The organism is Bradyrhizobium sp. ISRA442 (assembly GCF_038085055.1).
Lineage (GTDB): Bacteria > Pseudomonadota > Alphaproteobacteria > Rhizobiales > Xanthobacteraceae > Bradyrhizobium.
Genome location: NZ_JALGCN010000007.1, coordinates 283,041 through 306,070, shown reverse-complemented (window position 1 = coordinate 306,070; position 23,030 = coordinate 283,041). Strand labels below are relative to the sequence as shown.

23 protein-coding genes are annotated in these 23,030 nt (G+C 64.2%); all 23 read left to right on the top strand.

Annotation, left to right across the window (positions count from 1 at the left end):
* Positions 1–11 precede the first annotated feature (11 nt).
* The 23 genes from MTR72_RS17920 (at position 12) to MTR72_RS17810 (ending at position 23,004) form a co-directional block, all read left to right on the top strand.
* Positions 12–617, top strand: coding sequence for an NADH-quinone oxidoreductase subunit C (locus MTR72_RS17920; protein WP_341510764.1), 606 nt, complete (start codon positions 12–14; stop codon positions 615–617).
* A 15-nt stretch (positions 618–632) separates the two neighbouring features.
* Positions 633–1,829, top strand: coding sequence for an NADH-quinone oxidoreductase subunit D (locus tag MTR72_RS17915; RefSeq protein ID WP_341510763.1), 1,197 nt, complete (start codon positions 633–635; stop codon positions 1,827–1,829).
* A complete protein-coding gene (locus MTR72_RS17910) occupies positions 1,826–2,791 on the top strand; it encodes an FkbM family methyltransferase (protein ID WP_341510762.1) in 966 nt (321 codons plus the stop codon). The genes MTR72_RS17915 and MTR72_RS17910 overlap by 4 nt, the downstream gene beginning before the upstream one ends.
* Positions 2,792–2,803: 12 nt before the next feature.
* Positions 2,804–3,415, top strand: coding sequence for an NADH-quinone oxidoreductase subunit NuoE (gene nuoE / locus MTR72_RS17905; RefSeq protein WP_027550619.1), 612 nt, complete (start codon positions 2,804–2,806; stop codon positions 3,413–3,415).
* A complete protein-coding gene (locus MTR72_RS17900; protein WP_280970656.1) occupies positions 3,415–3,621 on the top strand; it encodes a hypothetical protein in 207 nt (68 codons plus the stop codon). Before nuoE ends, MTR72_RS17900 begins: the two co-directional genes overlap by 1 nt.
* Before the next feature lie 15 nt (positions 3,622–3,636).
* Positions 3,637–4,962 (top strand): NADH-quinone oxidoreductase subunit NuoF, encoded by a 1,326-nt coding sequence (gene nuoF / locus MTR72_RS17895; RefSeq protein WP_280970657.1) that lies wholly within the window; start codon positions 3,637–3,639, stop codon positions 4,960–4,962.
* A gap of 5 nt (positions 4,963–4,967) precedes the next feature.
* Positions 4,968–7,043, top strand: coding sequence for an NADH-quinone oxidoreductase subunit NuoG (gene nuoG, locus MTR72_RS17890; RefSeq protein ID WP_341510761.1), 2,076 nt, complete (start codon positions 4,968–4,970; stop codon positions 7,041–7,043).
* A gap of 10 nt (positions 7,044–7,053) precedes the next feature.
* Complete coding sequence (gene nuoH, locus MTR72_RS17885; protein WP_145928006.1) at positions 7,054–8,121, top strand: NADH-quinone oxidoreductase subunit NuoH; 1,068 nt, start codon at positions 7,054–7,056, stop codon at positions 8,119–8,121.
* Positions 8,122–8,129: 8 nt separating this feature from the next.
* Entirely contained in the window at positions 8,130–8,624 is a 495-nt protein-coding gene (gene nuoI / locus MTR72_RS17880) for an NADH-quinone oxidoreductase subunit NuoI (RefSeq protein WP_430641298.1), read from the top strand.
* A gap of 9 nt (positions 8,625–8,633) precedes the next feature.
* On the top strand, positions 8,634–9,272 hold the full coding sequence (locus MTR72_RS17875) for an NADH-quinone oxidoreductase subunit J (protein ID WP_341510760.1): 639 nt from the start codon (positions 8,634–8,636) through the stop codon (positions 9,270–9,272).
* The gene (gene nuoK, locus MTR72_RS17870) at positions 9,269–9,577 is read left to right on the top strand and encodes an NADH-quinone oxidoreductase subunit NuoK (protein WP_008547737.1); all 309 of its coding nucleotides are present in this window, start codon (positions 9,269–9,271) and stop codon (positions 9,575–9,577) included. The genes MTR72_RS17875 and nuoK overlap by 4 nt, the downstream gene beginning before the upstream one ends.
* Before the next feature lie 8 nt (positions 9,578–9,585).
* A complete protein-coding gene (gene nuoL, locus MTR72_RS17865) occupies positions 9,586–11,679 on the top strand; it encodes an NADH-quinone oxidoreductase subunit L (protein ID WP_341510759.1) in 2,094 nt (697 codons plus the stop codon).
* Entirely contained in the window at positions 11,680–13,185 is a 1,506-nt protein-coding gene (locus tag MTR72_RS17860; protein WP_280970661.1) for an NADH-quinone oxidoreductase subunit M, read from the top strand. It begins immediately after the preceding gene.
* 22 nt (positions 13,186–13,207) lie between these two features.
* Positions 13,208–14,644, top strand: coding sequence for an NADH-quinone oxidoreductase subunit NuoN (nuoN, locus tag MTR72_RS17855; protein WP_341510758.1), 1,437 nt, complete (start codon positions 13,208–13,210; stop codon positions 14,642–14,644).
* A 1-nt stretch (position 14,645) separates the two neighbouring features.
* Complete coding sequence (locus tag MTR72_RS17850) at positions 14,646–15,452, top strand: biotin--[acetyl-CoA-carboxylase] ligase (RefSeq protein WP_280970663.1); 807 nt, start codon at positions 14,646–14,648, stop codon at positions 15,450–15,452.
* Positions 15,452–17,122: a ribonuclease J gene (locus MTR72_RS17845; RefSeq protein WP_280970664.1), complete on the top strand. Its 1,671-nt coding sequence runs from the start codon at positions 15,452–15,454 to the stop codon at positions 17,120–17,122. Before MTR72_RS17850 ends, MTR72_RS17845 begins: the two co-directional genes overlap by 1 nt.
* Positions 17,123–17,188: 66 nt before the next feature.
* Positions 17,189–17,593 (top strand): methylmalonyl-CoA epimerase, encoded by a 405-nt coding sequence (gene mce, locus MTR72_RS17840; protein WP_280970665.1) that lies wholly within the window; start codon positions 17,189–17,191, stop codon positions 17,591–17,593.
* A gap of 10 nt (positions 17,594–17,603) precedes the next feature.
* The gene (locus MTR72_RS17835) at positions 17,604–17,879 is read left to right on the top strand and encodes a DUF1467 family protein (protein WP_280970666.1); all 276 of its coding nucleotides are present in this window, start codon (positions 17,604–17,606) and stop codon (positions 17,877–17,879) included.
* 34 nt (positions 17,880–17,913) lie between these two features.
* Complete coding sequence (locus MTR72_RS17830) at positions 17,914–18,261, top strand: hypothetical protein (RefSeq protein WP_280970667.1); 348 nt, start codon at positions 17,914–17,916, stop codon at positions 18,259–18,261.
* Positions 18,262–18,296: 35 nt separating this feature from the next.
* Complete coding sequence (gene mtnK, locus MTR72_RS17825) at positions 18,297–19,589, top strand: S-methyl-5-thioribose kinase (RefSeq protein WP_341510757.1); 1,293 nt, start codon at positions 18,297–18,299, stop codon at positions 19,587–19,589.
* A gap of 256 nt (positions 19,590–19,845) precedes the next feature.
* Positions 19,846–20,877, top strand: a complete 1,032-nt coding sequence (locus MTR72_RS17820) for a catalase (RefSeq protein WP_280970669.1) — start codon at positions 19,846–19,848, stop codon at positions 20,875–20,877.
* The gene (locus MTR72_RS17815; protein WP_280970670.1) at positions 20,867–21,586 is read left to right on the top strand and encodes a hypothetical protein; all 720 of its coding nucleotides are present in this window, start codon (positions 20,867–20,869) and stop codon (positions 21,584–21,586) included. The genes MTR72_RS17820 and MTR72_RS17815 overlap by 11 nt, the downstream gene beginning before the upstream one ends.
* Positions 21,587–21,591: 5 nt before the next feature.
* Positions 21,592–23,004, top strand: a complete 1,413-nt coding sequence (locus MTR72_RS17810) for a Dyp-type peroxidase (protein ID WP_280970671.1) — start codon at positions 21,592–21,594, stop codon at positions 23,002–23,004.
* Positions 23,005–23,030: the final 26 nt, after the last annotated feature.

Sequence of the window (23,030 nt, the reverse complement as noted above, 5' to 3'; positions counted from 1 at the left end):
GGTTTTACGTCATGGACGACGGCAAGCTCGAGGCCCTTGGGCAAACGATCGTTAGCGCGCTTCCGGGCGCCGCCACCGCTCACTCGGTGGCCTTCAACCAGCTCACGGTGGAGGTCGAGGTCAGCAAGATCGTCGAGGTGGTCAAGTACCTCCGCGATGATCCGAATTGCCGCTTCGTCAACTTCACCGACGTGACGGCGGTGGACTATCCGGAGCGCGAGAAGCGTTTTGACGTCGTCTATCATCTGATGTCGCCGACACTGAACACGCGCATCCGCCTCAAGGCTCAGGCCGACGAGACCACGCAGGTGCCGTCGCTGATCGACGTATTTCCCGGCGCCGACTGGTTCGAGCGCGAGGCCTACGACCTCTATGGCGTGTTCTTCGTCGGCCATCCCGACATGCGCCGCATCCTCACCGATTACGGTTTCGAGGGTCACCCGCTGCGCAAGGATTTCCCGCTCACCGGCTTCGTCGAGGTCCGCTACGACGACCAGGAGAAGCGGGTGGTGTACGAGCCGGTCCGGCTCAACCAGGAATTCCGCAAGTTCGATTTCCTCTCGCCGTGGGAAGGGGCGGACTATCCGCTGCCCGGCGATGAGAAGGCGAAACAGTAAGTGGCGAGCGGCGTCATGAATGAACAAAGCGAAAGCCTTCGCAACTTTACGATCAATTTCGGACCGCAGCATCCGGCAGCGCACGGCGTTCTGCGCCTTGTGCTCGAATTGGATGGTGAGGTCGTCGCGCGTGTCGACCCGCATATCGGCCTGCTTCACCGCGGCACCGAGAAGCTGATTGAGCAGAAGACCTATCTCCAGGCGATTCCTTACTTCGACCGGCTCGACTACGTCGCGCCGATGAACCAGGAGCACGCCTTCTGCCTCGCCGCCGAGAAGCTGCTCGGCATCGAGGTGCCGCGCCGCGGCCAGCTCATCCGCGTACTCTATTGTGAGATCGGCCGCATCCTGTCGCATCTGCTCAACGTCACCACGCAGGCGATGGACGTCGGCGCGCTCACCCCGCCGCTGTGGGGCTTTGAAGAGCGCGAGAAGCTGATGGTGTTCTACGAGCGCGCCTCGGGCAGCCGCATGCACGCGGCCTTCTTCCGCGTCGGTGGCGTGCATCAGGACCTGCCGCCGAAGCTGATCGACGACATCGACGCCTGGTGCGATCCGTTCCTGAAGGTGGTCGACGACCTCGATCGCCTGCTCACCGCCAACCGCATCTTCAAGCAGCGCAACGTCGACATCGGCGTGGTGCCGTTGAAGGAGGCCTGGGAGTGGGGCTTTTCGGGCGTGATGGTCCGCGGCTCCGGCGCGGCCTGGGATCTGCGCAAGTCGCAGCCTTATGAGTGCTACGCCGAGATGGATTTCGACATTCCGATCGGCAAGAACGGCGACTGCTACGACCGCTACCTGATCCGCATGGAAGAGATGCGCCAGTCCGTGCGCATCATGAAGCAGTGCATCGAGAAGCTGAGGGCTGCTGACGGGCAGGGCCCGGTCGCCGTCGCCGACAACAAGGTGTTCCCGCCCCGTCGCGGCGAGATGAAGCGCTCGATGGAGGCGCTGATCCACCACTTCAAGCTCTACACCGAGGGCGCCCGCGTGCCCGCCGGTGAGGTCTATGCCGCGGTCGAGGCCCCGAAGGGCGAGTTCGGCGTCTATCTGGTCTCCGACGGCAGCAACAAGCCGTACAAGTGCAAGATCCGCGCGCCGGGCTTTGCCCATCTCCAGTCCATGGATCACATCTGCCGGGGCCATCTGCTCGCCGACGTCTCGGCGATCCTCGGCTCGCTCGACATCGTGTTCGGAGAGGTCGATCGGTGACGGCGCAAGCGCCAATCCAGTTTGACCGCGCCTCGGGGGCCCTTGAAGGGGCCAACCTGTGGGAGCGGACGGCTGCCTTGGCGCTGGTGACGGGATCGAAGATCTCGTCGCACTTCTCGCATATGGGCTACATCGCCTGCGCCAATCTGCTGCGCAAGGCGCTGGCCAAGCGCAACATCGCGATCAAGCTCAACCCCGACGCGGTGTTCGAATTTCCCTATGGCGACGGCTATTGGAGCAAGCTGCTCAATCGCTCCTACAACTACGAGGACGAGCTGGAGTTGCTGTTCGCCAATTCCGCCGACGTCGACTACACGCTGATCGATTGCGGCGCCAACTACGGCTACTGGTCGGTGCTGGTCTCGAGCGCGCCGTTCGGCGCGCACAATGTGGTGGCGATCGAGCCGTCCTCGGACAATTTCGCCAAGCTCTCCAACAACGCGGCAGTGAACGGCCATCGCTTCGAATGCATGCGTGTGGCGATCGGCGCCTCGCGCGGCACGGCGCGGCTGTCCGGCACCAAGCACGAGAAGTTCAGCATCGCTGGCGAGCTTTCGGGAGGCGGCGAGGAGGTGCCGGTCATCGCCCTCGACAATCTCATCGACGACGGCAAGGTTGCATCCAGCGGCAAATATCTGATCAAGCTCGACGTCGAGGGGGTCGAGATCGAGGCGATCAAGGGCGGTGCCCGGCTGCTCCAGGCCGACAGCGTCATCATGTGCGAGGAGCACGGCAGTGACCGCTCGCATGCGGTGTCGCGCTACATCCTCGAGGAGACCCCGCTGAAGCTGATCGTGTTCGATCCGCGCAGCAGCCGGCTGGAGACCGTGACCGAGCTGTCGATCCTCGACCGCATCAAGGTGTCCACCCACGTCGGCTACAACGTTTTCGGCACCGCAAGCGCATTCTGGCAGGACAGGATCGATGCCCTGAATGCGAACACCGCGCGCCGCATGCAGTGAGAGATTGAAGAGATGTCCGTCCGCCGATTAGCGCCCAAGGAAGTCCAGCCCGCGAGCTTTGCGTTCACGGAGGAGAACCTCGCGTTCGCCAAGCAGCAGATCGCGAAATATCCGGCCGGTCGCCAGGCGTCCGCTGTCATCGCGATCCTCTGGCGCGCGCAGGAGCAGAATGAGGGCTGGGTGTCGGAAGCCGCGATCCGCGTGATCGCCGACATGCTCGACATGCCCTACATCCGCGTGCTCGAGGTTGCGACCTTCTACACGATGTTCCAGCTCGCCCCCGTCGGGAAGAAGGCCCACGTCCAGGTTTGCGGCACCACGCCCTGTCGCTTGCGCGGTGCGGAGGATCTGATCCACGTCTGCGAGAGCCGCATCCATCACGAGCCCTTCCATCTCTCCAAGGACGGCAATTTTAGTTGGGAGGAGGTGGAGTGCCTCGGTGCCTGCGTGAACGCGCCGATGGTGCTGATCGGCAAGGACACCTATGAGGACCTGACCAAGGACAGCTTCGGCAAGGTGCTCGACGGCTTCGCCTCGGGCAATCCGCCCAAGCCCGGCCCGCAGAACGGTCGCCAGTTCTCCGCGCCCATCACCGGGCCGACCACGCTGAAGGAGACCACCTGATGCGTGATCTCATGACGCAAGCGATCGGAGGGAGCGGCGCCGTGAAGAAGTGGGGCTACGTTGCCATGCACGCCGCCGTCGCGGCCGCATTCATCTTCCTGCTCCAGCGGTTCGCGCTGAACGCGACGCTGGAAGCCAGTCTGCTCTGGGCGCTGACCTTCGCCGTCTGCGCCGCCGGGCTTGCCTACAAGCAGGCCAACCGTTGATCGGAAAGCACTGAAATGCTCGAGGACAAGGACCGCATCTTCAAGAACCTCTACGGCCTCCACGATTGGGGGCTCGAGGGCGCGCGTCGCCGCGGCGCCTGGGATGGCACCAAGGCCATCATCGACAAGGGCCGCGACTGGATCATCAACGAGATGAAGGCCTCCGGCCTGCGCGGCCGCGGCGGGGCGGGCTTTCCGACCGGCCTGAAATGGTCGTTTATGCCGAAGGAATCGACCGACGGCCGGCCGAGCTATCTCGTCGTCAACGCCGACGAGTCCGAGCCCGGCACCTGCAAGGACCGCGAGATCATGCGGCACGATCCGCATCTGCTGGTCGAGGGCTGTCTGCTCGCGAGCTTCGCGATGAACGCCCACACCTGCTACATCTACGTTCGCGGTGAGTTCATCCGCGAGCGCGAGCGTCTCCAGGCCGCGATCGATCAGGCCTATGAGGCCAAGCTGATCGGCAAGGACAACGTCAACGGCTGGCCGTTCGACCTTTATGTCGCGCACGGCGCCGGCGCCTATATCTGCGGCGAAGAGACCGCGCTGCTCGAAAGCCTCGAAGGCAAGAAGGGCCAGCCGCGCCTGAAGCCGCCGTTCCCGGCCAATGTCGGCCTGTTCGGCTGCCCGACCACCGTCAACAACGTCGAGTCGATCGCGGTCGCGCCGGATATCCTGCGGCGTGGCGCAGCCTGGTTCGCCAACATCGGCCGTCCGAACAATGTCGGCACCAAGCTGTTCTGCATCTCCGGCCACGTCGAACGGCCCTGCAACGTCGAAGAGGCGATGGGCATTCCGTTCCGTGAGCTGATCGAGAAGCATTGCGGCGGCATCCGCGGCGGCTGGGACAATCTGAAAGCCGTGATCCCCGGCGGCTCCTCGGTGCGCATGGTGCCGGCCGAGCAGATCATCGACACGCCGATGGATTTCGACAGCCTGAGCAAGCTGCGCTCGGGCCTCGGCACCGCGGCCGTGATCGTGATGGACAAGTCGACCGACCTGATCCGCGCGATTGCCCGCATCTCCTATTTCTACAAGCACGAGAGCTGCGGCCAGTGCACGCCGTGCCGCGAGGGCACGGGCTGGATGTGGCGCGTCTTGACCCGTATGGCCGAGGGCCGCGCTCACAAGCGCGAGATCGACATGCTGCTGGAAGTCACCAAGCAGGTCGAAGGCCACACCATCTGCGCGCTCGGCGACGCAGCCGCCTGGCCGATCCAGGGCCTGATCGCGCACTTCCGTCATGAGATCGAAGCGCGCATCGACCAGTATTCGCACAAGGCCGACATCGACGATGCCGGCGTCCGCGATCCCGAGAACATGGTCGCGGCGGAGTAGGAAGAATGACCAAGCTCATCATCGACGGCAAAGAGATCGATGTCCCGCCGGAGTACACGCTGCTCCAGGCGTGCGAGGCCGCCGGCGCCGAGATTCCGCGCTTCTGCTACCACGAGCGGCTGTCGATCGCCGGCAATTGCCGGATGTGCCTCGTCGAAGTGAAGGGCGGCCCGAAGCCGGTCGCGAGCTGCGCCTGGGGCGTGCGCGACTGTCGTCCGGGTCCCAAGGGCGAGCCGCCGGAAATCTCCACGCGTTCGCCGATGGTGAAGAAGGCGCGCGAAGGCGTGATGGAGTTCCTGCTGATCAACCATCCGCTGGACTGCCCGATCTGCGACCAGGGCGGCGAGTGCGACCTGCAGGACCAGGCGATGGGCTATGGTGTCGACACCAGCCGCTTCGCCGAGAACAAGCGCGCGGTCGAGGACAAGTATCTCGGCGCGCTGGTCAAGACCTCGATGAACCGCTGCATCCAGTGCACGCGCTGCGTCCGCTTCTCGGCGGAAGTCGCCGGCGCCCCCGAGATGGGCGCGACCGGCCGCGGCGAGGACATGGAGATCACGACCTATCTCGAGCATGCGCTGACCTCGGAATTACAAGGCAATCTCGTCGACATCTGCCCGGTCGGTGCGCTGACCTCGAAGCCCTATGCCTTCGCGGCGCGGCCCTGGGAGCTCGGCAAGACCCAGTCGATCGACGTGATGGACGGTCTCGGCTCGGCGATCCGCGTCGACACCCGCGGCCGCGAGGTGATGCGCGTGCTGCCGCGCATCAACGAGGCCGTGAACGAGGAGTGGATCTCGGACAAGACCCGCCACGTCGTCGACGGCCTGCGCACCCAGCGGCTCGACCGGCCCTACATCCGTGAAGCCGGCAAGCTGCGCGCGGCGAGCTGGACGGAAGCCTTTGCTGCGATCGCAGCCAAGGCGGCCCGCACCGACGGCAAGCGGATCGGCGCGATCGCGGGCGATCTCGCCGGCGTCGAAGAGATGTTCGCGCTGAAGGACCTGCTCGCCAAATTCGGCTCGGGCAATCTCGCGGTGCAGGGCGGCGACGCCTTCGATCCCGCGCTCGGCCGCGGCGCCTATATCTTCAATCCGACGCTCGCGGGCGTCGAGCAGGCCGATGCGCTGCTGATCATCGGCGCCAATCCGCGCAAGGAAGCGGCCGTGTTCAACGCGCGCATCCGCAAGCGCTGGCGTGCCGGTGGCTTCAAGATCGGCGTGATCGGCGCCAAGGCCGATCTCACCTATGACTACGATCATCTCGGCGCGGGCACCGAGACGCTCGGCGAGCTCGCGGCCGGCAAGCACTCCTTCATGGACGTGCTGAAGAGCGCCAAGAACCCGATCATCCTGGTCGGCGCCGGCGCTGCCGCGCGCCATGACGGCGCGACCATCCTCGCCGCCGCCGCTAAGCTGGCGCTCGACGTCGCCGCGGTGAAGGACGGCTGGAACGGCTTTGGCGTGCTGCATGAGAGCGCCTCGCGCGTCGGCGCACTCGACATCGGCTTTGCGGCCGCCAGCGGCGAGCTGAACGCGGCACAGATGACGACGTTCGGCACGCTGGATCTGTTGTTCCTGCTTGGCGCCGACGAGATCAAGGCGCCGGACGGCACCTTCGTCGTCTATATCGGCACCCATGGCGACCGCGGCGCGCATCGCGCCGACGTGATCCTGCCGGCGGCTGCCTATACCGAGAAGTCCGCGATCTACGTCAACACCGAAGGGCGCGTGCAGATGACTGGCCGCGCCGCGTTCCCGCCGGGCGAGGCCCGCGAGGACTGGGCGATCATCCGCGCGCTGTCGGAAGCGCTCGGCAAGAAGCTCGCCTATGACTCGCTCGCAGGCCTGCGCCAGGCGATCTTCAAGGCCGTGCCGCATCTGATCCGTCTCGATCAGATCGAGGCGGGCACCGCCGACCAGGTCAAGAAGCTCGCGGGCAAGGGCGGCACGCCGGAGAAGGCACCGTTCAAGCCTCTGATCGAGGACTTCTACCTGACCAATCCAATCGCGCGTGCATCGGCCGTGATGGCTGAGTGCTCGCGGCTTGCCTCCGGGCAGATGCTGACCGCAGCGGAGTGAGCGTGATCTGATGGAATTCTTCGAAAGCGCATTCTGGACCGGTTTCCTCTGGCCGTTGATCATCATGGTCGCGGAGAGCGTGCTGGTGCTCGTCGTGCTCTTGGTCGCGATCGCCTACATCCTGCTCGCCGACCGCAAGATCTGGGCGGCGGTGCAGATCCGGCGCGGTCCCAACGTGGTCGGGCCCTGGGGCCTGTTCCAGTCCTTCGCCGACCTGCTGAAGTTCGTGCTCAAGGAGCCGATCATCCCGGCCGGCGCCAACAAGGGCGTATTCCTGCTGGCGCCGCTGGTCTCCTGCGTGCTCGCGCTCGCGGCCTGGGCGGTGATCCCGACCAATCTCGGCTGGGTGATCTCCGACATCAATGTCGGCGTCCTCTTCATCTTCGCGATCTCTTCGCTGTCGATCTACGGCATCATCATGGCCGGCTGGTCGTCGAACTCGAAGTATCCGTTCCTGGCCGCGCTGCGCTCGGCGGCGCAGATGGTGTCCTATGAGGTCTCGATCGGCTTCGTCATCATCACGGTGCTGCTCTGCGCCGGCACGCTGAACCTGTCGGCCGTCGTCGAGGCGCAGCATGCGCGCGGGCTTGCCAGCCTGATCGGGCTGCCGCAGCTCACCATCCTGAACTGGTATGTGTGGCCGCTGTTCCCGATGTTCGTGGTGTTCTACGTCTCGGCGCTGGCGGAAACCAACCGTCCGCCGTTCGACCTCGTCGAAGCCGAGTCCGAGCTCGTCGCCGGCTTCATGGTCGAATACGGCTCGACGCCGTATCTGCTGTTCATGCTCGGCGAGTATGTCGCCATCGTCACCATGTGCGCGTTGGCGACCATCCTGTTCCTGGGAGGCTGGCTGCCGCCGGTCGACCTGCCGCCCTTCAACTGGGTGCCGGGGATCATCTGGTTCTCGCTGAAACTGTTCTTCATGTTCTTTCTGTTCGCGATGGCGAAGGCGATCGTGCCGCGCTACCGCTACGATCAACTGATGCGTCTCGGCTGGAAGGTGTTCCTGCCGCTGTCGCTCGTGATGGTGGTCGTGGTGGCCGGCGTGCTGCATTTCGCCGGCATCGCGCCGAAGTGAGGGCCGTCATGGGTATCAACGTCAACGCCACTGCACGCTCGCTTCTGCTGTCGGAATTCGTCTCGGCGTTCTTCCTCGCCATGCGCTACTTCTTCCAGCCGAAGCCGACCATCAACTATCCCTTCGAGAAGAACCCGATCTCGCCGCGTTTCCGCGGCGAGCACGCGCTGCGCCGCTATCCCAACGGCGAAGAGCGCTGCATCGCCTGCAAGCTGTGCGAGGCGGTGTGCCCCGCGCAGGCCATCACCATCGAGGCCGGCCCGCGCCGCAACGACGGCACCCGCCGCACCGTGCGCTACGACATCGACATGGTGAAGTGCATCTATTGTGGCCTCTGCCAGGAGGCCTGTCCGGTCGACGCCATCGTCGAGGGCCCGAACTTCGAGTTCGCGACCGAGACCCGCGAGGAGCTCTACTATGACAAGGCCAAGCTGCTCGCCAATGGCGACCGCTGGGAACGCGAGATCGCCAAGGCGATCGAGCTCGACGCGCCGTACCGGTGAGGTGAGGGCATGATCCTTCCCGCACTGTTCTTTTATCTGTTCGCCGGCGTCTGCGTCGCCTCGGCGGTGATGGTGATTGTCTCGCGCAATCCCGTGCACTCCGTGCTGTACCTGATCCTGGCCTTCGTCAACGCCTCGGGCCTGTTCGTGCTGATGGGCGCCGAGTTCCTGGCCATGATCCTGATCGTGGTCTATGTCGGCGCGGTCGCGGTGCTGTTCCTGTTCGTGATCATGATGCTCGACGTCGACTTCATCGAGCTGCGCGAGGGCTTCATCGAGTATTTGCCGGTCGGCCTCGTGATCGGTGGCATCTTCCTGTTCGAGCTGCTGCTCACCGTCGGCTTATGGGTGATCAATCCTGGCGTCGCCAAGACGATCACCGCGGCGATCCCGACCAACGTCTCGAACACCGAGGCGCTGGGTCTCGTGCTCTATACGAAGTACATCCATTACTTCCAGCTCGCCGGCATGGTGCTGCTGGTCGCGATGATCGGCGCCATCGTGCTGACGCTGCGGCACAAGGCTTCCGTGAAGCGGCAGGACATCAACGTTCAGAACGCGCGCACGCCCGAGATGGCGATGGCGCTGCGCAAGGTGGCGTCGGGGCAGGGGCTGTCCGATACCGACGCGGCGGAGTGGGTGAAATGACGATCGGCCTCGGACATTACCTCGCGGTCGGCGCGATCCTGTTCACGCTCGGGATCCTCGGCATCTTCCTGAACCGCAAGAACATCATCGTCATCCTGATGTCGATCGAGCTGATCCTGCTCTCGGTCAACATCAACCTGGTGGCGTTCTCGACCTTCCTCGGGGACATCGTCGGCCAGGTCTTCGCGCTTCTGGTGCTGACGGTAGCGGCCGCTGAAGCCGCGATCGGTCTCGCCATCCTGGTGGTCTATTTCCGCAACCGCGGCTCGATCGCGGTTGAGGACGTCAATCTGATGAAGGGCTGAGCTCAGTCATGGTTCAGGCAATTGTCTTTCTGCCTCTGCTGGGCGCCATTCTGGCCGGCCTGATCTCGTTGGTCGGCGCGCATGGGCGCAACCCCAGCGGCGACACGGTCGAGCATCACGACGACGCGCATGGTAATGGCGCGAATAACGGTCATGTTTCCGCTGCCTCCATCGAGGAGGTGGGAGGCGTTATTCACGAAAGCCATGACGAGCCGGGCCATCACGACCACGAGCCCGCGGCGGCAGGCTCGCGCGCGGCCGAGCTGATCACGACGGGGCTCCTGTTCGTGTCGGCGGCGCTGTCCTGGTTCACGCTGGTTGACGTCGGCTTCCTGCACCACGACGCGCGGATCCAGCTTCTGCCGTGGATCTTCTCCGGCGACCTCCAGGTCTACTGGACGCTGCGCGTCGACACGCTCACGGCCGTGATGCTGGTCGTGGTCAACACCGTGTCCTCGCTCGTGCACCTCTATTCCATCGGCTACATGGACGAGGACCCGAACCGGCCGCGCTTCTTCGGCTATCTCTCGCTGTTCACCTTCGCCATGCTGATGCTGGTGACGGCCGACAACCTCGTGCAGCTCTTCTTCGGCTGGGAAGGCGTGGGTCTCGCGAGCTACCTCCTGATCGGCTTCTGGTACCAGAGGCCGTCGGCGAACGCGGCGGCGATCAAGGCCTTCGTGGTCAACCGCGTCGGCGATTTCGGCTTCGCGCTCGGCATCTTCGCGATCTTCATGCTGGCCGGCTCGACCGATTTCGAAACGATCTTCCATGCCGCGCCCGGCCTCACGGGCAAGACCATCAACTTCCTCGGCTGGCACGCCGACGCGCTGACCCTGACCTGCCTGTTGCTGTTCATGGGCGCGATGGGCAAGTCGGCGCAGTTCCTGCTGCACACCTGGTTGCCGGACGCGATGGAAGGCCCGACCCCGGTCTCGGCGCTGATCCATGCCGCGACCATGGTCACCGCCGGCGTGTTCATGGTGGCGCGCCTGTCGCCGCTGTTCGAGCTCGCGCCGGACGCGCAGGCCGTCGTGATGTTCTTCGGCGCGACCACGGCGTTCTTCGCCGCGACCGTCGGCCTCGTCCAGAACGACATCAAGCGGATCGTCGCCTATTCGACCTGCTCCCAGCTCGGCTACATGTTCGTGGCGATGGGTGCAGGGGCCTATTCGGTCGGCATGTTCCACCTGTTCACCCACGCCTTCTTCAAGGCGCTGCTGTTCTTGGGCTCCGGCTCGGTGATCTACGCGATGCATCACGAGCAGGACATCCGCAACATGGGCGGCCTGTGGAAGAAGATCCCCTACACCTATGCGGTGATGGTGGTCGGCACCCTGGCGCTGACCGGCTTCCCGCTCACCGCCGGCTACTTCTCCAAGGACGCGATCATCGAGTCCGCCTACGCCTCGCACAATCCGTTCGCGGTGTACGGCTTCCTGATGACGGTCATCGCGGCAGCCCTGACCTCGTTCTACTCCTGGCGCCTCGTCTTCAAGACGTTCCACGGCGAGCCGCATGACGAGCATCACTACGAGGCGGCGCATGAGAGCCCGATCTGGATGCTGGTTCCGATCGGCGTGCTCGCCGTCGGCTCGATCGTCGCGGGCTTCCCGTTCAAGGAGCTGTTCGCCGGCCACGGCATCGAGGAGTTCTTCCGCGAGTCCGTGAAGATGAATCCGCATATCATCGAGGAGATGCACCACATCCCGGAGAGCATCGCCTTCCTGCCGACGGTGATGATGGTGCTGGGCTTCCTGGTGTCGTACCTGTTCTACATCCGCCGGCCATATCTGCCGGTCGAACTGGCGAAGACCCAGCCGATGCTGTACCAGTTCCTGCTCAACAAATGGTACTTCGACGAGCTCTACGAGGTCATCTTCGTCCGGCCTGCGAAGTGGATCGGCTACCAGCTCTGGAAGAAGGGCGACGGCTTCATCATCGACGGCTTCGGCCCCGACGGCATCTCGGCGCGGGTGCTGGACGTCACCCGCAACGTCGTGAAGATCCAGACCGGCTATCTCTATCACTACGCATTCGCAATGCTGATCGGCGTCGCCGGCCTGATCACTTGGTTCATGTTCGGCTTTGGAGGCCAGTAAATGACAACCTGGCCCATCCTTTCCGTCACCACCTTCCTGCCGCTGGTCGGGACGCTGATCGTGTATCTCAGCCGCGGCGACGACGAGGCGGCGCAGCGCAACTCGCGCTGGATCGCGCTGTGGACCACGCTGATCACCTTCGCGGTGTCGCTTATCCTGGTGGCGCGCTTCGATCCCTCGACCGCCGACTTCCAGTTCGTCGAGAAGGCGAACTGGCTCGCCACCGGCATCACCTATCACATGGGCGTGGACGGCATCTCGCTGCCCTTCGTGATCCTGACCACCGCCTTGATGCCCTTCTGCATCATCGCGAGCTGGAAGGTCACGAGCCGGGTCCGCGAATACATGATGGCGTTCCTGATCCTGGAAACGCTGATGGTCGGCACCTTCGCGGCGCTCGACCTCGTGCTGTTCTACCTGTTCTTCGAGGGCGGCCTGATCCCGATGTTCCTGATCATCGGCGTCTGGGGCGGCCCGCGCCGGGTTTATGCGTCCTTCAAGTTCTTCCTCTACACGCTGCTCGGCTCGGTGCTGATGCTGCTCGCCATCATGGCGCTGTACTGGAACGGCAACACCACCGACATTCCGACCCTGATGCACACGGCCGTGCCGCGCAGCTTGCAGACCTGGGCGTGGCTCGCCTTCTTCGCCTCCTTCGCGGTGAAGATGCCGATGTGGCCGGTGCACACCTGGCTGCCCGACGCGCACGTCGAAGCGCCGACCGCCGGCTCGGTGATCCTGGCGGCGATCCTTCTGAAGATGGGCGGCTACGGCTTCCTGCGCTTCTCGCTGCCGATGTTCCCGCTGGCCTCGCACGACTTTGCGCCGCTGATCTTCGCGCTCTCGACCATCGCCATCATCTACACCTCGCTGGTTGCGATGATGCAGGAGGACATGAAGAAGCTGATCGCGTACTCTTCGGTCGCGCATATGGGCTTCGTCACCATGGGCATCTTCGCCGGCACCCTGCAGGGCGTCGCCGGCGGCGTGTTCCAGATGGTCTCGCACGGCATCGTCTCCGGCGCGCTGTTCCTTTGCGTCGGCATCGTCTACGACCGCATGCACACCCGCGAGATCGCGGCCTATGGCGGCCTCGTCAACCGGATGCCGCTCTACGCCATGACCTTTATGGTCTTCACCATGGCTAATGTCGGTCTGCCCGGCACCTCAGGCTTCGTCGGCGAGTTCATGACGCTGCTCGGCACCTTCAAGACCTCGATCCCGAGCGCGTTCTTCGCCACGACCGGCGTCATCCTGTCGGCGTGCTATGCGCTCTGGCTGTACCGCAAGGTCGTGTTCGGATCCTTGGTGAAGCCATCGCTGATGACCATCAAGGACCTCACCTTCCGGGAGTGCCTGACGCTGTTCCCGCTGATCGCGCTGACGATCCTGTTCGGCGTCTATCCGAAGCCGGTGCTCGACATGTCGGCCGCCTCGGTCCAGCAACTCGTCAACAATTACAACACCGCGGTGACGGCCGTGAAGGCCGCCGCACTGCTCCAGTGAGCGGGCAGGTCAGGATATCGCCATGAGCTTTGAGACTGCAGGATATCAACTGGCGCCGGTCGTGCCCGAGCTCGTGCTCGCGGTCGGCAGCATGGCGCTCTTGATGCTGGGCGCTTATCGCGGCCAGGGGACGACCAGGGCGATCAACGTGCTTGCGGTCCTGCTCCTGATCGTGGTCGGCGTGCTCGAATATTTGCAGCCGGCAGGCAAGCACGTGACCTTCGGCGGCAGCTTCATCGTCGATGATTTCGCGCGCTTCATGAAGATCCTGGCGCTTATCGGCTCGGCTGTGACGCTGATCCTGTCGACGGAGTTCCTGTATGACCCGTCGCGCCGCATCTTCGAATATTCGATCCTGGTGCTGCTCTCGACCCTCGGCATGATGGTGCTGATCTCGGCCGGCGACCTGATCTCGCTCTATCTCGGCCTCGAGCTGATGTCGCTCGCGCTCTATGTCGTTGCGACCTCGAACCGGGACAATGCCAAGTCGAACGAGGCAGGCCTGAAGTATTTCGTGCTGGGCGCGCTGTCCTCGGGCATGCTGCTGTACGGCGCTTCGCTGATCTACGGCTTCACCGGCACGGTCAGCTTCACCGGCATCGCTACCGCCGCGACATCAGCGAATGTCGGCCTGGTGTTCGGCCTCGTCTTCCTGCTTGCCGGCCTCTGTTTCAAGATCTCGGTGGTGCCGTTCCACATGTGGACGCCCGACGTCTATGAGGGCGCGCCGACGCCGGTCACGGCCTTCTTCGCCTCTGCGCCGAAGGTTGCCGCACTCGCCGTCTTCACCCGCGCGACGCTGACCGCATTCCCCGGCATCGTGCCGCAGTGGCAGCAGATCCTGGTGTTCGTGGCGATCGCCTCGATGGCGCTCGGCGCCTTCGCAGCGATCGGCCAGAGCAACATCAAGCGCCTGATGGCCTATTCCTCGATCGGCCATATGGGCTTTGCCCTGGTCGGGCTTGCCTCCGGCACCGTCGAGGGTGCGCAGGGCGTGCTGATGTACATCGTGATCTATGTGACCATGACGCTCGGCGCGTTCTCGGTCATCCTTGCCATGAAGCGCAACGGCCAGGCGGTCGAGCAGATCAGCGATTTCGCCGGCCTGTCGCGGATCAATCCGCTGCTTGCCTTCTTCTTCGCGATGCTGCTGTTCTCGCTCGCCGGCGTTCCGCCGCTCGCCGGCTTCTTCGCCAAGTGGTACGTCTTCGTCGCTGCGATCAAGGCCAACCTGTTCACGCTCGCGGTCATCGGCGTGCTGACCAGCGTGGTGGGCGCCTACTACTATCTCGCCATCGTCAAGACGATGTATTTCGACGAACCGGCCGGCCAGGTCGATCCGGTGCGCGTCGAGGTGCGGACGGTTCTGGCGGTCGCGGGCCTGTTCAACATCCTGTTTGCGCTGTTCGCGGGCCCGGTGGTGAGCGTGGCCTCCGCAGCGGCAAAGTCGCTGTTCTAGGATGGGGTTCGCGCTCGGTCCTCGCGCATCGTCCGCGGGCTACCGGCTCGCAGCCTTCGATCAGATTGGCTCGACCAATACCGAGGCGCTGGAACGCGCCCGCGCCGGCGAGCGCGGCCCGATCTGGTTCGTGACCTCCGAGCAGACGGCGGGACGCGGCCGGCGCCAGCGCGCCTGGATCGCGCCGCGCGGCAATCTGGCGGCCAGCATCCTCGAGGTCATGGACGTCGCGCCTGCCGTGGCCGCGACGCTGGGCTTTGCGGCCGGGCTGGCGGAGGAGGCGGCGCTGGAGAAGGTCAGCGTTGAGGCCGCGCTGCGCCTTGGCCCGGACCGGCCCCGCTACGCCCTGAAATGGCCGAACGACGTACTCGCCGGCGGCAGGAAGCTCGTCGGCATTGGCCTTGAGGCCGAAGCCGTCGGCGACCGCCTCGCAGTGGTCGTCGGCATCGGCACCAACGTGGTTGCTGCGCCCGAGGGCACACCCACCCCGGCGGTGTCCCTGGCCGCGCTCGGCGTGCAGATCAGCGCTGAGGAACTGTTCGCCGCGCTGTCGGACGCCTGGGTGGAGTTCCGCGACATCTGGGACAATGGTCGCGGCTTTGCCGAGATCCGCCGCCTTTGGCTGGAGCGCGCCGCCGGCCTCGGCGAGAAGGTCGCGATCCACACGGGAACGATGACGCTCGAAGGCGTCTTTGACACGATCGACGATACCGGCTGCCTGATCGTTCGCACCGCGGAGGGCCGGCGCGTGCCCGTGGCCGCGGGCGAGGTGTTCTTCGGCGCGGCCGCCTCCGTGGGAGCTGCCTGATGGCGAGGCCCGACGAACTCGTATTTGCGCCGCTCGGCGGCGTCGGCGAGATCGGCATGAACCTGTCGATCTACGGGCTTGGCAACCGCCACCAGCGTGCCTGGCTCGCGATCGATCTCGGCGTGTCCTTCGGCGACGAGGAGCACCTGCCGGGCATCGACCTGATCATGCCTGACGTCAGCTTCCTGGAGAAGGAGCGCAAGAACCTGATGGGCCTGGTCCTGACCCATGCCCATGAGGACCATTTCGGCGCGATCATCGATCTCTGGCCGAAGCTGCAATGCCCGATCTACGCGACGCAGTTCAGCGCGGCGCTGTTCGAGGCCAAATGCGCGGCCGAGCGCAATCCGCCCAAAATCCCGGTGACCGTGGTGCCGTCCGGCGGCCGCGTCGACATCGGCCCATTCAACGTCGAGTTCATCCCAGTCGCGCACTCGATCCCGGAATCGCACGCGCTGGCGATCCACACCGAAGCCGGCACGGTGCTGCACACCGGCGACTGGAAGATCGACCCGACCCCGATCATCGGTCGCCCCACGGACGAGCGGCGGCTGCGCGAGCTGGGCGAAGAGGGGGTGCTTGCCCTGATCGGCGATTCCACCAATGCGGTGCGCGACGGCCGCTCGCCCTCGGAAGCCGAGGTCGCCAAGACCATCATCGAGCTGGTCAAGGCCGCCAAGGGCCGCGTCGCCGTGACGACGTTCGCCTCCAACGTCGCGCGCATCAAGGCCGTGGCCGATGCGGCGAAGGCCGCCGACCGCGAGGTCGTCGTGGTCGGCCGCGCCATGGACCGTGTGGTGCAGGTCGCGCGCGAGACCGGCTATCTCGACGGCGTGCAGAATTTCCGCTCGCCGGAGGTCTACGGCCATCTCCCGCAGGACAAGGTGCTGGCGCTGTGCACCGGCAGCCAGGGCGAACCCCGCGCGGCGCTGGCGCGTATCGCCAATGACGACCACCCCGAGATCACGCTCAACCGCGGCGACAGCGTGATCTTCTCCTCGCGCACCATTCCCGGCAACGAGAAGGCGGTCGGCTCGATCGTCAACAACCTGGTCCTGCAGGGCGTCGAAATCATCACCGATCGCGACCATCTGGTTCACGTCTCCGGCCATCCCCGTCGCGACGAGTTGCGTGACCTGATCGCCTGGACCAAGCCGAAGCTCCTGGTCCCCGTCCATGGCGAGGCCCTGCATCTGCACGAGCACGCCAAGCTCGCCCGCGCCGCCGGCGTGCCCCGCGTGCTGGTCTGCCGCAACGGCGATCTGGTGAAGCTCGGTCCCGGCGACCCCGGCATCGTCGGCGAGGTGCCGGCGGGGCGGCTCTACAAGGATGGGACGATCCTGGAGGACTCCAAGTCGCGTGCGGTGGTCGAGCGGCGCCGGATGGCGTTTTCCGGTTGCGCCTTCGTCGCCATCGCCATGACCGAGCAGGGCGAGCTTGCCGACGACCCCGAGGTTGATCTCGTCGGCATCCCCGAGAAGAATAAAGCGGGCGAGCTCTTCGACGACCTCGTCTTCGACGCCGTCGTGTCGACAATCGAAGGCCTGCCCAAGTCGCGCCGCCGCGATCCCGATGCTCTGGCTGAGTCGGTGCGGCGCGCGGTGCGGGCGGTGATCAACGAACACTGGGGCAAAAAGCCCCCCTGTCTGGTACATGTGCTGACAGTCTAATTTAAGCATGATCCTTTCGGAAAACCGCTTCATACTTTTCCGGATCATGCTCGAAGGGAGAGAACCATGCTGGGCCGGCTCAACCATGTCGCGATCGCGACCAAGGATGCCGCCAAGGCGGCCAAGATCTACGGCGCGGCGTTCGGAGCGCGGATCTCGGAGGCCGTCGCCTTGCCCGAGCATGGCGTGACCACCGTTTTCGTGACGTTGCCCAACACCAAGATCGAGTTTATCGAGCCCTATGGCGAGGCTTCGCCGATCGCAAAGTTCCTCGAGCGCAATGCCGACGGCGGCATCCACCACGTCTGCTACGAGGTCGTCGACATCATTGCCTCGCGCGATTTGCTGGTGAAGGAGGGCGCGCGGGTACTCGGCGACGGCGTGCCGAAAATCGGCGCCCACGGCAAGCCGGTGCTATTCCTGCACCCGAAGGATTTTTCCGGGGCGCTCGTCGAGATCGAGCAGGCATAAAGGTCGGGCCATGGCCTACCAGATATCAACCGCGCTCGCGATCTACTTTGTCATCTGGTGGATCGCGCTGTTCTTGACGCTGCCCTTCGGCGTGCGCAGCCAGCATGAGGACGGCGGTGGCGCTCCCGGCACCGATCCCGGGGCGCCGATCCTGGCGCGGATGGGGCGCAAGCTGATCTGGACCACGATCATCTCCGCCGTTGTATTCGCGATCGGCATGGCCGCCTACCACGCCGGATATTTGTCGATCGAGCGATTGTCGAAATTGATGGGAACGCCGTTCTAGAATTTCCTTGAAGCGGCGCTGATTGGGGGGACAAATGGCTTTTCAGCGGATCGTCATTGCGCTTCTGGTGCTGATCGTCGCAGGGCTCGGTGCTATCGGCTATGTCGAGTGGAAGACGGCCGTGCAGACCCGGACGTTGAAGGCGTTCGTCGAGGGCTACGTCTTCAACGAGGCGGTCATGGCTTGCGAGCGGGCGCAGAGCTCGACGCCGTTCAAATGGAACGGGGGCAAGAGCACCTCGGTCATCGGGCTGAACTCGGTCAAAACGGACAAATACAACGTCAGTGCCAGCTACACGCTGGTGGCGGACAGCGTCTATTGCGATTACGATCCGATCAAAAGAAAGGCCGAGATCGGCTCGAGCTTCCTGGAGCGGGAGTAACGATCCGGCCATGACAAGCATGGGATGGGATCGTCATGACCGAGCAGCGGGCAGGGGGCTATCGGATTCTGCATGAGGCGGCCTTGCGGGATTATCTCGCAGGCCTGCCGGACCTGGCCGCGGCCCTCGGCGGCCAGCCGGCTTCCTGGTCGATTCTTGAGGTCGGCGACGGCAATCTTAACCTCGTCTTCATCGTGAAGGGCACGCGCGGCGGCATCGCCGTGAAGCAGGCGCTGCCTTACGTCCGCCTCGTCGGCGAGAGCTGGCCGCTGCCGCTGTCGCGGGCCCATTACGAATATCTGGCGCTGTCGCGGCAGGCCCAGCTCGCACCAGGCCTCGTGCCGGCATTGCTGCATCACAACGAGGCGCTGGCGCTGACGGTGATGGAGCTGTTGGAGCCCCACATCATCATGCGCAAGGGGCTGGTCGTGGCAACGCAATATCCACGCTTCGTCGACGACATCACCACCTTCATGGCGCGGACGCTGTTCTTCAGCTCCGACCTCGCGCTCCCGGCCGCGGACAAGAAGGAGGGCATCGCCGCCTTCGCCGGCAATCACGCGCTGTGCAAGATCACTGAGGACTTGATCTTCACCGATCCCTATCGCGTCGCCGAGCAGAACCGCTGGACCACGCCTTACCTTGATTCCACGGCGGCGAGCCTGCGCGAGGACATGGACCTGCATGTCGCGATCTCGCGGCTGAAGCTGAAGTTCATGGCGAGCCCGGAGGCGCTGATCCATGGCGACCTCCACACCGGCTCGATCATGGTGACGGACCGCGAGACGCGGGTGATCGATCCCGAATTCGCGTTCTACGGTCCGATGGGGTTCGACGTCGGCGCCGTGCTCGCCAATCTGCTGATGGCCTATTTCGCTTCCGCCGGCCACGAGCGTACGCCGGGTGAACGGCGCGCCTTCGAGGGCTGGATACTCGAGACGGTTGAGCAGGTCTGGAGTGAGTTCGCGCGCAAATTCCTCGACCTGTGGCGGACCGAGGCCGCTGGCGATGCCTATCCCGCTTCGCTCTTTGCCGGCGAAAGGGGCGCCGCGTGCCTGGAGATCGAGCGGCAAGCCTACATGCAGCGTCTTTTCGCCGACACGGTCGGCTTTGCCGCCGCAAAGACCATCCGCCGCATCTTCGGCCTCGCCCATAACATCGATTTCGAGCTGATCGAGGATCCACGCAAGCGGGCGATCAGCGAAGCCCGAGCCGTGCGCCTCGCGCGGGCGATGATGGTGGAAACAGGATCATTTCCGACGATCGCGGACATCACCGGCGCAGCGCGAAAACTGCGCGACTGGCAGCCGGAATTCGCGAACGGCTAGGCCGTGTACTCGTAAATCGGCGGCTTGGCTCAGGCACGTCTGGTGCGCGCGGGCACCATCGGGGGTGTCGAACCCTGCTATGCGATTCGAATTGTGCGGCGCTGCATTCGGCTAATTTTGTGAACCACATCACACGTCCGACCGGCGATCGAATGTAACCTTCTGCCGAAGGGCACAGGCTGAATTCGATCGACAACGCTAGCGCACGGGGTGCATCAACGGCAGCCTCGGCGGTCCGTCCATGATGGAGAGTGGCATGGTCGATGATGCATCAGTAGCAAAGCAACTCGTCGAAGCCATCATTGCCAATTTGCCGGCTCCCGTCCCCGGGAGGAGGCCGGTTCACACGATCGGTGTGGGCGTGAGGGGCAAATTCGTGGCGTCGGATGCGGCGCGCACCTATTGCATCGCAGAGCACTTCAACGGACAGCCCGTCGACGTGTCGGTGAGATTCTCCAACGGATTGGGAGGGCCGGAGCAGCATGATGGGTGGTCCGATGTTCGGGGAATGGCGACCCGCTTCCATCTTTCGGACGGAACGGGAAGCGATCTGATCGCCACGACGCTCGGCGAATTCTTTGTCCGCAACGTCGAGGACTTTTTCGAGTTCGCCAAGGTCGCGAAGCTCGAGACGTATCGAAGACGACGCTGGTGGCTGAAGCTTTGGGACATCCTGCAGCTCAAGGTGCCTCCTCGCAACCCTTACCCGAACGAAACCAGGAGTGTCGATGCGGGAGCACTCCGTTACGCCAATCGGCACCGGTTCGCTCAGTTGGGAGTATTCCAGATCGGTCTGATCGGCGCACCGGTGAGCTATGCCCGCGCGAGCTATCATGCCGTCCACACCTTCATGGTGACGGCCCCCGATGGAGTTCGCCGCCCGGTTCGCTTTTCCTGGCAGCCGGTCGCAGGCGTTCGCAACACAGATCCCACGGCCGTGCCGCGCGACAAATATCTGTTCGAGGAGCTCAAGAAACGCCTGCAGCGATGGCCGGCCCGATTCCTGCTGATGATGACGATCGGCGAAGCGGGCGATGCGCTCGACGATCCCACAAAGCCCTGGCCGGGGACGCGAATCCGGGTGGTCATGGGTACCCTTACGCTCACCGAGGTCCCCGCGGATCAGGAAGCGGCAGGCGAACGCATCAGTTTCAATCCCTGCCGTCTCGCGCCCGGCATCGAAGTCTCCGGGGATCCCATCCTCGAGGCCCGCCTGGGCGCCTATGAAGTCTCGCGTAAAATGCGCGGCGGGTGTCCCTTCAGGTGGAGATCGGACGATGCCCAGTGACGAAGGTTTGCTCGATCGTTTTGTGGACTGGTTGCCCACGACCCTCGTGTTCAAGCGCATGGCGTCATGGACCCTGGTGCCTTTCTGGGCGCGACGGACACCGGTGAAGCCTTTGCCCGGTGGTCCCCACCCGTCGTTCCAGTCCGGTGACGGTGTTCAGTGCATGATGAATCTGATCATGCCGCTCAAGATCAAGTCGCCGATCGGACGAGCGGAAGCCGCGCTGGCGATCGCGCAAAACAAGGATGCGATATATGCCGGATTGAACAATGTCGGCACGGTGCACTTCGCGCGCTTCGTCATCGTCGGCGATAATATTTGCATGTTCTCCGTCTATGACGGGGATTTCACCAACTACATTCGTGACTTTATCGCCACGATCGGCAGCGTGTTCAACGCCGTGGTCGAGCTCGTCGAAGGCGGGGAGGAGGTGCTCCCTTGCGAGGAGAATGTCGAGGCATTCATCCAATGGGTGCATGAGCGCGACCTGTACCAGGTGCCGGACACCGCCACCGATTTCCTGAGAGACCAGGAAGCCTTGAATGGAGACAGGGCCGTATCACCCGTCCAAGACGATCTGACCCTGCTTCCGCGCAAACTGGTGCTGCAGCTTCGCGCCAATGCGAACGTTTCGCTCGGCAGCGGCTACCGGGCCTATCCCGGGTTTTCGGTGGCTCAGGTCCGCAAACAACTGGGGCTAGGCTGGTGAGTACTATGTTCGACCTCGCTGATCTGCAGGGCAACATCTTGCGTGGCTACACCAAGAAGCCGTGCGTGCGTTACCTCATTCTTGAAGTCGCCGATCGCATCGCGGCCCGGCGCTGGCTCGCCGCCTCCATATCCGGCCGTGATCACGGCGTTCCGCAGATCACGACCGGGAATTGGGGGGCAAACAAGCCGGAAACCTGTTTCAACATTGGCCTGACCTACGAGGGACTGCGTGCCCTCGGTACGCCGAGTTCTTCGCTTGAAATGTTCCCCAACGAATTCATAGAGGGCATGACCGCCCGCGCCTTGAAGCTCGGGGATATCGGGCCGAGCGCGCCGGAAACCTGGCCATCGCCCTTCGATGAGCCCAGCCGGATCCATCTCATCGCAACGATCTACGCGGACGATGTCAGGCAACTGGACCAAGTCCAGCAGCACGCGCTCGACCGAAACGCCCTGACGCTGCTCGGTACACGCGAGGGCCGCAATTTCCGAGACGACTACGTTCACTTCGGTTATCGCGACAACATCATGCAACCGAGGTTCGAGAGGGTTCACGACCGGCAGCGCCATGCCGACGGACAACCCAGGGCGCCGCTCGGCACCGTGTTGCTGGGACATCCGACCAACCTGGAAGGTTTGATGTGGCGGGTTCCTCAACCCGCGGCGTTGGGACACAACGGCACGTTCAACGCCTTTCGCGTGCTGAAGCAGGACGTGGTGGGCTTCGAGGCGTATCTCGATCAGGCCGCATCCGAGTTGCTCGAGCACCCGCAAGTCGACGAGTTGCTGCCGCCCGGCGCTGAAACGAAAATTGCCCAGGTCATGTCAGTCGCAGGCCGTCATGGTGCCTTGCGCGAGATCGTCGCCGCCAACCTCTGCGGCCGATGGCGCGATGGCACGCCGCTGGCGCTGTCGCCAGACGCACCTGATCCCAGCGTGAGTCAGTCGAATTTTGACTATGACGGTGAGTCCCGCTGCCCCTATGGCGCCCATATCCGCCGGTGCAATCCGCGGGGCGGGCAGATCGTGCAGCGCGTAGCGAACAACAGTCGGCGCCTTGTGCGGCGTGGCATGCCCTATGGACCAGCCTATGATCCGGCGAAGCGTGATCGGGACAAGCCCGAGCCGGAACGGGGCCTGCTCGGAAACTTCATAGGAGCCAGCCTCGGCGCCCAGTTCGAGGCCATGTCCTGCGACTGGCTGAACCTTGGCCTGCAGGATCCGCGCATCACCGGCTCCAACGATCCGATCGTAGGCGCCAACGATCCCAAGACGAGCTGGTTCGACTTGCCGCTCAAATCCGGCCGCGCGATCCGGCTGCGGGGATTGCCCCGATTGGTCTGGACGCGGGGCGGCGCCTATACATTCCTGCCGAGCCTCTCGGCGATCCGTTATCTGGGATCGCTGACGACGTGACTCCAACGTCCGTTCACTCCCGAGGC